This window comes from Actinotalea ferrariae (assembly GCF_019733465.1).
Taxonomy (GTDB): domain Bacteria; phylum Actinomycetota; class Actinomycetes; order Actinomycetales; family Cellulomonadaceae; genus Actinotalea; species Actinotalea ferrariae_A.
In genome coordinates, this window is record NZ_JACVQL010000221.1 from 1 (window position 1) to 2,048 (window position 2,048).

Genomic DNA, 2,048 nt, shown 5'->3' on the forward strand with positions numbered 1-2,048 from the left:
GCGGAGGGCACGCGCGTCGCCGACGCGGTGCTGGCCCGACGGCTGTCGGGTCCGGACGCGCCGCCCGCCTGACGGGCGCCCGGGCGCCGGGCGGCGGGGACGTCGTGGCCGGGACGGCGTGTCGGGCGGCACCGGGAGGGAACAGCGACGGCGCCCCCCGAGCCCGGGAGGCGCCGTCGTCGACAGCGGCGGGAAGTGAGGTATCAGGCGCTGCATGTACTGCCGCAACGGGGCAAGCCCGGTCAGCAGGTCCTCTCGTGGACTGGTCGCGCGTGGGTTCTCACGTCCCGCTCTGCTGTTGTGCTTCCTTTGTACGCCCGGAACCTCGGCATGGGAAGACGAGCGGGCGAGTTGTCCTGGTTCGTCCCGTGACGCCGCACGGAACGGCTCCGCCGTCTCGGATCACGAGCCGCCACGTCTCCCCTTGCGGACGGCGAGGACGACGACGACAGCGACCGCCGCGACGAGCGCCGCGGCCGGGAGCGTGCGGCGGGGCGGGGGGAAGCCGGGCCGCAGGGCCACGGGCCGCGCGAAGGTGAGCACGTCCCAGCCGCGCTCGACCGCGAGCCGCCGCAGCACGCGGTCGGGGTTGACCACGGCGGCGCTGCCCACGGCCTCGAGCATCGGCACGTCGGTGATCGAGTCCGAGTAGGCGTAGCTCGCGCCGAGGTCGTAGCCGTGCTCGTCGGCGAGCCGGCGGACCGCCGCGGCCTTGTTCTCGCCGTACGCGTAGAACGCGATGCCGCCCGTGTAGCGCCCGTCGACGACCTCCATCTGCGTCGCGACCACCCGGTCCGCGCCCAGGAGTGCCGCGATCGGCTCGACGACCTCGGACCCGGAGGCCGAGACGACGACGACGTCGCGCCCCGCCGCGTGGTGCTCGTCGATGAGCGCCACCGCCTCGGCGTAGACGGTGGGCTCGATGTGCAGGTGCAGCGTCTCGGAGACGATCGAGGAGACCTGCGCGACGTCCCAGCCGGCGACCATCGCGGAGAGGTGCGCGCGCAGGCGTTCGGTCTGGTCGGCGTCCGCGCGGCCGAGGAGGAAGAGGAACTGCGCGTAGGCGGTGCGCAGCACGTCGCGGCGCGTGATGAGGCCGCCGGCGTAGAACGGCCGCGAGAACGCGGTGGCCGACGACGTCGCGATGATCGTCTTGTCGAGGTCGAAGAACGCGGCGCCGCCCATCGTCGCTCCCTCCGCGTCGCCCGGCCCCTGCGAGGGTAGCGACCGCCTCCCCGCTCCGGACGATCTTGGGACTGCACGTCCGTGCAGAGCGCGACGGCGTCGCACTCCTCCACAGGTCGGACGACGACGCCCTCCGTCCCCAGGCCCGACGGTCCCTCCTCCGCCAGGGCTGCCGAGGCCCCGACGCTGTCGGACAGGTCGCGTCGTGCCCGGGGACGGTGCTGTGGGGAGGTGGGCTGTGCGAGGAGGTGGTGCCACGCCGGGCGCAGCCGACGTCGTCGTGGTCGTGGGCGCGTGCGGCGGCGTCGGGGCGTCGACCTTCGCCGCGCTGCTGACGCGCGAGGCGGCGCGGACCGGCGGCGGCGCGATCCGGACCGGCGACGGCGCGACGCAGACCGGCGACGGCGCGGTGCTCGTCGAGCTCGACGGCTCGGGGCCCGGCCTCGAGGTGCTGCTCGGCGTCGAGGAGGCGCCGGGAGTGCGGTGGCCCGACCTCGCCGACCTGCGCGGGTCCCTCGCTCCCGAGGACCTCGACGGCGTGCTGCCGGTCTGGCGTGGCGTGGAGGTGCTGGGCACGGACCGGCGCGGCGGTGGGCCGACCGAGGCGGCGCTGGAGGCGCTCTGGCCGGCGCTGCGGATGCGGTACGCGACCGTGGTCGTCGACGCCCCGGCGCACGCGCTCGCCGGCCCGGCAGCCCGGCTCGTGGTCGACGACGCGGCGCGCGTGGTGGTGGTGACGAGCCAGGACGTGCGTGGCGTCGCTGCTGCGCTCACCGCGCTCACCGCGCTCACGGCGCTCGGCGCGGACGGCACCGCGGCACCCGTGCGGGGCGGGCCGGCGCGGGGAGGCGCCCACCTGGCGC

At 76.0% G+C, this 2,048-nt stretch carries 2 protein-coding genes; one reads left to right on the plus strand and one right to left on the minus strand.

The window, feature by feature from the left end:
- Positions 1–402: 402 nt before the first annotated feature.
- The gene (locus ICW40_RS16120; RefSeq protein WP_221655030.1) at positions 403–1,185 is read right to left on the minus strand and encodes an HAD family hydrolase; all 783 of its coding nucleotides are present in this window, start codon (positions 1,183–1,185) and stop codon (positions 403–405) included.
- Between the two features lie 238 nt (positions 1,186–1,423).
- Between ICW40_RS16120 and ICW40_RS16125 the strand changes: the two genes are divergently transcribed.
- Positions 1,424–2,048 (plus strand): hypothetical protein (locus tag ICW40_RS16125; protein WP_221655031.1); only part of this gene is annotated, 625 nt, incomplete at its 3' end.

Excerpts from the sequence above, each read along its gene's own strand:
- ICW40_RS16120 (WP_221655030.1), bottom strand. The coding sequence starts at position 1,185 with ATGGGCGGCGCCGCGTTCTTCGACCTCGACAAGACGATCATCGCGACG.